This is a genomic window from Moritella sp. (assembly GCF_033791185.1).
GTDB lineage: Bacteria > Pseudomonadota > Gammaproteobacteria > Enterobacterales > Moritellaceae > Moritella.
Window position 1 is genome coordinate 1 of record NZ_JASJHF010000139.1, and the last position, 7,538, is coordinate 7,538.

Below are 7,538 nucleotides of genomic sequence, written 5' to 3' on the forward strand. Positions count from 1 at the left end.
TTATTATATTTAGCTATTTTTAAATTTTAATGAAATTATCAATGACAAAATGGATTGTTAAAATGCGCCTTTTCACCTTATTTACAACACTCAGTGGTGTCGTCTTATCAGCTAGCGCAGCTACAATTATAACTAATGAAGATGGTACTTCAACGGCCATTGATGACATGACCGCAGCATCAGAATTAGCAGAATTAACTCTATTTAAACAGTGTTACCCTTATGTACCCGCTATAAAGCCAGCAATAGAAGATACTAAAGCTGCTAACGAAATACAGCTTTTATCTAATAGCGCCAAAGTTGAACAGGGTAGCAAGGCTATTTTTACAGGCGATGTTAACTTCACTCAAGGTAATCGTGAATTATCCGCCGACGAAATTATTTTGTATCAGTTAACCAATATTCTAACGGCTGAAGGGAATGTGATACTCGAAGATAGCGCATCAACGGTCAAAGGCCGAACCTTAAAAGCAAACTTAGATACCAAAGATGCAGAGCTATCACAAGTGAATTATTTACTGCACGGCCAAGCGGGTAATGGTGAGGCTAAAAAAGTCTACATTACTAATGGCGGTGACAATATTTTAATGCAACGCTCAAGTTACAGTGAATGTCCATTTGGTGACAACAGCTGGGTATTGCGAGCGTCGTCTATTGACGTTGATAATGTCGAGGAATCCGCAGAAGCTTATAATGCGACCTTATACTTTAAAGACGTACCCATTTTTTACATGCCGTATTTTACTTATCCAACAACAGATAAACGTAAAACAGGTTTATTATTTCCATCATTTGAAAACTCTCTGGAAAATGGTGTCACGTTCTCACAACCTGTCTATTGGAATATCGCCCCTAACTACGATATGGAAATAATCCCAACTTTCATGTCTAAACGTGGCCTCCACTTAACCAATAAATTCCGTTATTTAGTCGATGGTCAACAAGGTAAGGTTAATGTTGAATATCTGAACAATGATAAAAAAACCAAGACGGATCGTAGTCTTTATCACTGGAGTCACAATGGTAATTTTAATGAGCACTTAAACTTCAATGCTAACTATACACAAGTAAGTGATAACGACTATTTCTCTGATCTTAATGCTTCCGCAGGCTCTAGAGACAGCAACACCCTGCTCAGAACAGCAGCATTAACTTATAATACCGATATGACATCATCGCAATTTGAAGTGCGTGACTTTCAAATTTTGACTGACTCGACGTCATCGACACCCCATAAAGTATTACCAAAAATAGCTTTTACTGGTTACCAACAATTTGATGATAATCCCATTGAGATGTCCGTCTATAGTGAAATAACAAACTTTTCTCATTCTGACAAGAATATGTACAGTGGTATTAGAACCCACATTGAACCAGAAATTAGTTTCCCATACAAACGCCCTGCGGGTTTTGCGGTTGCCGAATTTAAGTTACCCATGACGTATTACAGCCAAACATTCAACGATTCGGATAATGGCGGCTTTGCCAATGGTTACAAAGGTGAACTAGAAGAAGAAGTAGTTCGAGTGATCCCTACAGCAAGGTTACACGCAGGTTTGAATTTCGAACGTTCTACATCGTGGTTTGGCAATGCATTTACTCAGACGTTAGAACCCCAAGTACAATATCTGTATATCCCTTATAAAAACCAAGATAACATTGGTATTTATGATTCATCGACAATCCAACAAGACTTCTTAGGTTTATACCGCGATCGTATTTATAGCGGTTTAGATCGCATTGCCGATACCAACCAGTTCACCGTCGGTTTAACAAGTCGGGTATTTGATGAAATCGGCAGTGAACGATTCCGTTTGGCATTGGGGCAAATCGTTTATTTTGGCGATAGCCAAGTGGGTATTGCTCCAGAGACTGATACCACTACCGACAACTCTGAAGTAACAACCTCAAGTATTGTGCTGGAAACAGATATTAAGGTGAGTGACAATTTATTCTTCAATAATAGTGTGGAATACGCCGTCCAAGATGATCTGGTACGTCGTACCGATGCCGCTATCGAATATCGTTTTGACCGTGGTCAACGCGTACAATTAAACTACCGCTATATTGAAAATACAGCATCGATATTAGAAGATGAAAATAGCAGCATTAACTCCAAGATTAATCAAATTGGTTCCAAGTTTATCTTACCAATTAATCATCAGTGGGATATGGGGGCGAGTTATTACTACGATGTTGAAAACCAAATCACACAAGATGCGTTTATTGGTATCAAATATGAATCATGCTGTTGGGCAGTTCGTCTGGATTATGGTTATCGTTTAAAAAATTACGACTCTAATACCGACAAACACGACTATGATCGCGGTCCAACATTGATGTTTGAACTGAAAGGTTTAGGTGGCATTGGTACTGATATGAATAATATCGGCTCATCAAGCTTATTTACATACGGTGAACCCTTCCAATTACGTGAATAAATTAGGGTAATAAACGAATTTAGAATTAACCCGAGTATGGTAATGGCTGTAAATCACTGAATTGAATACAGCCATTATCATTCGAATAGGGATTTACAACTTATGACGATTGCATTGAAAACCTGACAAGGTATACTTCCGCTTACTTTTTCACCTCGGTTTTCAAAAAACTAGACAATCCTCATATTTCCCGTGGAAAAATTGATAGTTTTCAGCCTACTGCTGTCTCAGTTATAGTCGATATTGAATAGGAATTCATAAAGTGATTAAAAAAATGCTTAGTACTCTGTTATCTGGAGTAATAGTTGTAACGAGTTGGCAAGCACAAGCCGAACTCACCAAGCTTGATGAAGTAGTTGCGATTGTTAATGAAGAAGTCATTCTAGCCAGTGACGTAAACACATTAACCCACTCAGTAACAACACGAGCAACCAAGGCAGGACAAACATTGCCTTCGCAAGATGTACTGACTCAGCAAGCGTTAGATAAACTGATCATTGATAGCTTACAGCTGCAAATGGCGAAAAAAATGGGTATGCGAATTAGCAATGCTCAACTTGAAGATACGTTAGACAATATTGCCAAAGGCAATGACCAAACTGTTGAGCAACTGCGTCAAAGCGTTGTTGCTGATGGTGGTAATTTTAGCGATTATAAAGAAGAAGTCCGCATTCAGATATTAACCAATGAAGTACAACGTATGCAAATGCGTCGTCGTATTACTATTTCCGATCAAGACGTTGATAACTTAATGGCCATAATTGATGAACAAGGGCAGAAGAACCGACAATATCGCGTTAATCATATTATGCTACGCGTGCCAAACGACGCTGATAATGAAACCATGGAAGCCATACAAACTAAAATCACCGGTATACAAACACAGTTAAATGAAGGTGCATCATTTTCAAATCTAGCTTTGGCGCTTTCAGCGGGTCCTAAAGCACTCGATGGTGGTGATTGGGGTTGGATGAATATCAATGAAATGCCAACCTTATTCGCAGAAGCTGTAACCAATGCTAAGAAAGGCGATATCATCGGTCCTATTCGCAGTGGTGCAGGTTTACATATTATTAAAGTTGCTGATATGCGTGGCGTAGAAACCGTACTAACAAAAGAAGTTAATGCACGTCATATCCTAGTTAAGCCATCCGTGATCTTAAGCGATGATAAAGCCCAAGCATTATTGAATGATTATTTAGCACGTATTAAATCTGGTGACGCTGAGTTTGCCGATCTAGCTAAAGCTTATTCAGATGATACAGGCTCTGCAGTCAAAGGTGGTGAACTGGGCTGGGCAGATCCAAACATCTATGTTCCTGCATTTAAATTAGCCTTAAAAGACTTGAAAAAAGGCGAAATCAGCCCAGCATTCCGTTCAAGCCATGGCTGGCACATAGTGCAACTAATTGATAGACGTACACAAGATACAACAGAGAAAGCAAATCGCCAAAAAGCATGGCAATTGCTGTATAATCGTCGTGCAGCCGAAGAAAGCCAAGCTTGGTTAAATGAATTAAAACAAGAAGCTTATATTCGTATTTTAGATAATGAATCGTAAACAGGTGAAAATGTGACTCATCGAATAGCAATCACTCCAGGTGAGCCAGCTGGCATAGGCCCAGATCTTGTTTTGGAATTAATTAAGCAAGACTGGCCAGTAGAGCTAGTGCTTTGCGCAGATCCAGAACTTATTTTATCGCGAGCAAAAATGCTGGGGAAAACGGTTAAATTAATCGAGTATGACCCAAGCATACCAGCACAACCACAACGTGCGGGTACACTCACTATCGCACCAATGCCAATGGCGGCACCTGCAGAACCAGGTAAACTTAATGTAGCAAATGGCCGCTATGTATTAGATACATTGCAGTTTGCATGTGAAAAAAACATGTCCGCCGAATTTAGTGCAGTGGTAACCGGTCCGGTAAACAAAGGCATCATTAATAAAGCAGGCGTATCTTTCAGTGGCCATACAGAGTTTTTTGCCCAGCAATCAGAAACCGCAGATGTGGTTATGCTACTGGCAACAACGGGCTTACGTGTTGCACTCGTGACAACACATATTCCACTGGCATACGTAGCAAAAGCGATCACAGAAGAGCGATTAAGTAATATTATTCGCATCATTCATCGTGAAATGAAAAAGAAATTCGGTATTGAAAAACCAAAAATTTATGTATGTGGGCTCAATCCACATGCAGGTGAAGATGGACATCTAGGTCGCGAAGAGATTGAGATAATCTCTCCGACGTTAACGAAACTTCGCGATGAGGGTATGGATTTAACAGGTCCCCTCCCTGCAGATACCTTGTTCCAACCTAAGTATCTTGACGATGCTGACGTTGTATTAGCAATGTATCACGACCAAGGATTACCGGTATTAAAGTCGGTTGGTTTTGGCAGCTCAGTAAATATAACCCTGGGCTTACCTTTTATCCGTACATCAGTTGATCACGGTACTGCAATTGAACTTGCAGGTACTGGAACAGCCGATTCCGGCAGTATGTTTACAGCAGTAAACCAAGCAATAGAAATGGTAGAGAAAAACGCATGAACGACAAGGTCCATTTAGGTCACACCGCGAAAAAACGTTTTGGTCAAAACTTCTTACATGATGCCTATGTAATTGGTCAAATCGTTGCATCGATTAATCCGCAAAAAGGCCAAAACCTAATTGAGATTGGTCCAGGTTTAGCTGCATTAACCGAGCCAGTAGCAGATTGTGTTGATAGAATGACAGTCGTTGAGCTTGATAGAGATCTAGCTGAACGATTAGCAGAACACCCAGTATTATCTAAAAAATTAGACATTAACCAAGCAGATGCAATGCGTTTTGATTTCCGTCAGTTAATCAAACCAGACATGAAAATGCGTATTTTTGGTAACCTGCCTTACAATATTTCAACGCCACTAATGTTTCACTTATTTGAATTTCATGAAGACATCCAAGATATGCACTTCATGTTACAAAAAGAAGTAGTACAACGTTTAGCAGCAAGCCACAACACTAAAAGTTATGGTCGCCTGACAGTGATGACACAGTATTACTGTACAGTAACGCCGGTACTTGAAGTGGGTCCTGGCGCATTTAAGCCGGCACCAAAAGTAGATTCGGCTGTTGTTCGTTTAGAACCACATGCAGTATTACCTTTCCCAGCTAAAAGCTTAAAAGTACTTAATCACGTAGTGACAAGTGCCTTTAACCAACGTCGCAAAACAATTCGTAATAGCTTGAAAAAAGTGATTTCGGTTGCAGATATTGAGGCTCTAGGCATTAATGTTTCTCTACGTCCAGAGAACTTAACCCTTGAAAATTATGTGACGCTAGCAAACTTCGTCGTCGATAATCCACTGCAAACAGCGGATTAAGGCAGTCTGTATCAATGGTAAGTTTAGCTGATTCATTCACCCTTATCATTGATACCGAATATGTCGAAGAAGTATCTGTGCCAGCACAGCACAGATACTTCTTTACTTATACCATCACCATCACCAATCCATTAAGCCAGCCTGTTAACATATCAACTATCCAATTATTGCTTACTGATGGCAACGGCGTAGTTAGCGAATTAAACAATCCTTTTCAAAATAATGATTATCTTATCTCTTCACAGCAAGATTTTTGCTATAGCAATGATATAATTACCCATTCTCCATTGAGTATTGTTCAAGGTAAGATTGAATTAAAACTTAATGCCAGTGAATCAGTGAACGTCACAGTCGAACCATTTAGACTGGTCACGCCGAATCTATTGCACTGATCAATTAAAGCATTAATCCATACTCCTCATTAGATTTAATAACAAAGGTAACTTATATATGGCAACTTATTTTGTTGGTGATATTCAAGGTTGTTTTGATGATCTACTACACCTGCTACAACAAGCCAGTTTTGATCCACAATACGATCAACTTTGGTTAACCGGCGATCTGGTTGCTCGTGGTCCAAAATCATTAGAAACACTGCGTTTTGTTAAAAACCTTGGTCCTGCGGCTATTACAGTACTCGGTAATCATGACCTACATTTACTCGCAATTGACGCAGGATTAGCTAAGCTAAACCCTAAGGATAAAACGCAACCCATTTTTATCGCCGAAGACAAAGATGAACTGCTATTATGGTTACGCCAACAGCCACTGCTCGCTTACCATGAAGCCTTTAATATTATTATGGTACATGCAGGTATTAGCCCACAATGGAGTCAGCAGCAAGCTAAACAGTATGCCAAAGAGGTTAATACCCAATTACGTGGTGATGACTACCAAACCTTATTAGCCCATATGTATGGTGCACATCCAGACTACTGGCAAGAACAGTTACAAGGCTTTGATCGCCTAAGATTTATTATTAATGCCTTTACCCGAATGCGTTTTTGCGCCCCAAATGGCCAACTGGAGTTTCACAACAAGCATTCGCCAGCAGAAAATGACAATGCACAACATATCCCATGGTACGAAGTAGCGGGTTCACATCTCGATGGTGCGCATGTAATATTTGGCCACTGGGCAGCACTCGAGGGCCATTGCAGCCATAAAAATGCCACAACACTTGATACTGGCTGTGTCTGGGGTAATAGCTTAACTATGTTGCGCTGGGAAGACAAAGCAGTCTTTTCCGTCCCCTGCCCATTACATGCGACATAATTAACTAGAATAAGATTAAATAATAAGCGGGTTATCACAGTGTTGCTCTAATGTTAAGTAATAACATTGGAGTTCGTATATACTGCCCCCTAAATTTTAGCCTGCCCACATCAATATTACCGAAAACAAGTATATTGACGTAGTTTGGTTGAGCTTGGTAATAAATAACAATAAAAATAAATAACAACTTTACAACTAAGGCTTATATACATGATTGAAAATAACTTCATTATTACAGCTACATTCCTAGTTTACCTTGCTGTTATGCTTGGTATCGGTGTGTATGCTTATCGACAAACCAAGAGTTCAACGGACTATTTTTTAGGTGGTCGTAATTTAGGTCCTTGGCCCGCAGCGCTATCTGCAGGTGCTTCTGACATGAGTGGTTGGTTATTACTTGGCTTACCAGGTTATGCCTATGCAGCCGGTATGGAAGCGATCTGGTTATCT

The 7,538-nt window shown here is 39.9% G+C and carries 7 protein-coding genes; all 7 read left to right on the forward strand.

Annotated elements, in window-relative coordinates; translation table 11 throughout:
- Positions 1-41: 41 nt before the first annotated feature.
- Positions 42-2,441, forward strand: coding sequence for an LPS assembly protein LptD (lptD, locus tag QNK26_RS08185; protein ID WP_319222124.1), 2,400 nt, complete (start codon positions 42-44; stop codon positions 2,439-2,441).
- Positions 2,442-2,715: 274 nt separating this feature from the next.
- Positions 2,716-4,002 (forward strand): peptidylprolyl isomerase SurA, encoded by a 1,287-nt coding sequence (surA, locus tag QNK26_RS08190; RefSeq protein ID WP_319222126.1) that lies wholly within the window; start codon positions 2,716-2,718, stop codon positions 4,000-4,002.
- 12 nt (positions 4,003-4,014) lie between these two features.
- Complete coding sequence (pdxA, locus tag QNK26_RS08195) at positions 4,015-4,998, forward strand: 4-hydroxythreonine-4-phosphate dehydrogenase PdxA (RefSeq protein WP_319222128.1); 984 nt, start codon at positions 4,015-4,017, stop codon at positions 4,996-4,998.
- Positions 4,995-5,813, forward strand: coding sequence for a 16S rRNA (adenine(1518)-N(6)/adenine(1519)-N(6))-dimethyltransferase RsmA (gene rsmA / locus QNK26_RS08200; protein ID WP_319222130.1), 819 nt, complete (start codon positions 4,995-4,997; stop codon positions 5,811-5,813). Before pdxA ends, rsmA begins: the two co-directional genes overlap by 4 nt.
- A 14-nt stretch (positions 5,814-5,827) precedes the next feature.
- Positions 5,828-6,205, forward strand: a complete 378-nt coding sequence (locus QNK26_RS08205; RefSeq protein ID WP_319222131.1) for an ApaG domain — start codon at positions 5,828-5,830, stop codon at positions 6,203-6,205.
- Positions 6,206-6,263: 58 nt separating this feature from the next.
- Entirely contained in the window at positions 6,264-7,088 is an 825-nt protein-coding gene (locus QNK26_RS08210) for a symmetrical bis(5'-nucleosyl)-tetraphosphatase (RefSeq protein WP_319222132.1), read from the forward strand.
- A 210-nt stretch (positions 7,089-7,298) separates the two neighbouring features.
- Positions 7,299-7,538 (forward strand): sodium:solute symporter family transporter (locus QNK26_RS08215; RefSeq protein WP_413816355.1); only part of this gene is annotated, 240 nt, incomplete at its 3' end.

What these genes read in the sequence shown, in the direction of transcription:
- lptD (WP_319222124.1), top strand. Translation starts at nt 42, where the DNA reads ATGACAAAATGGATTGTTAAAATGCGCCTTTTCACCTTATTTACAACA.
- surA (WP_319222126.1), top strand. Translation starts at nt 2,716, where the DNA reads ATGCTTAGTACTCTGTTATCTGGAGTAATAGTTGTAACGAGTTGGCAA.
- rsmA (WP_319222130.1), top strand. Translation starts at nt 4,995, where the DNA reads ATGAACGACAAGGTCCATTTAGGTCACACCGCGAAAAAACGTTTTGGT.
- QNK26_RS08205 (WP_319222131.1), top strand. Translation starts at nt 5,828, where the DNA reads ATGGTAAGTTTAGCTGATTCATTCACCCTTATCATTGATACCGAATAT.
- QNK26_RS08210 (WP_319222132.1), top strand. Translation starts at nt 6,264, where the DNA reads ATGGCAACTTATTTTGTTGGTGATATTCAAGGTTGTTTTGATGATCTA.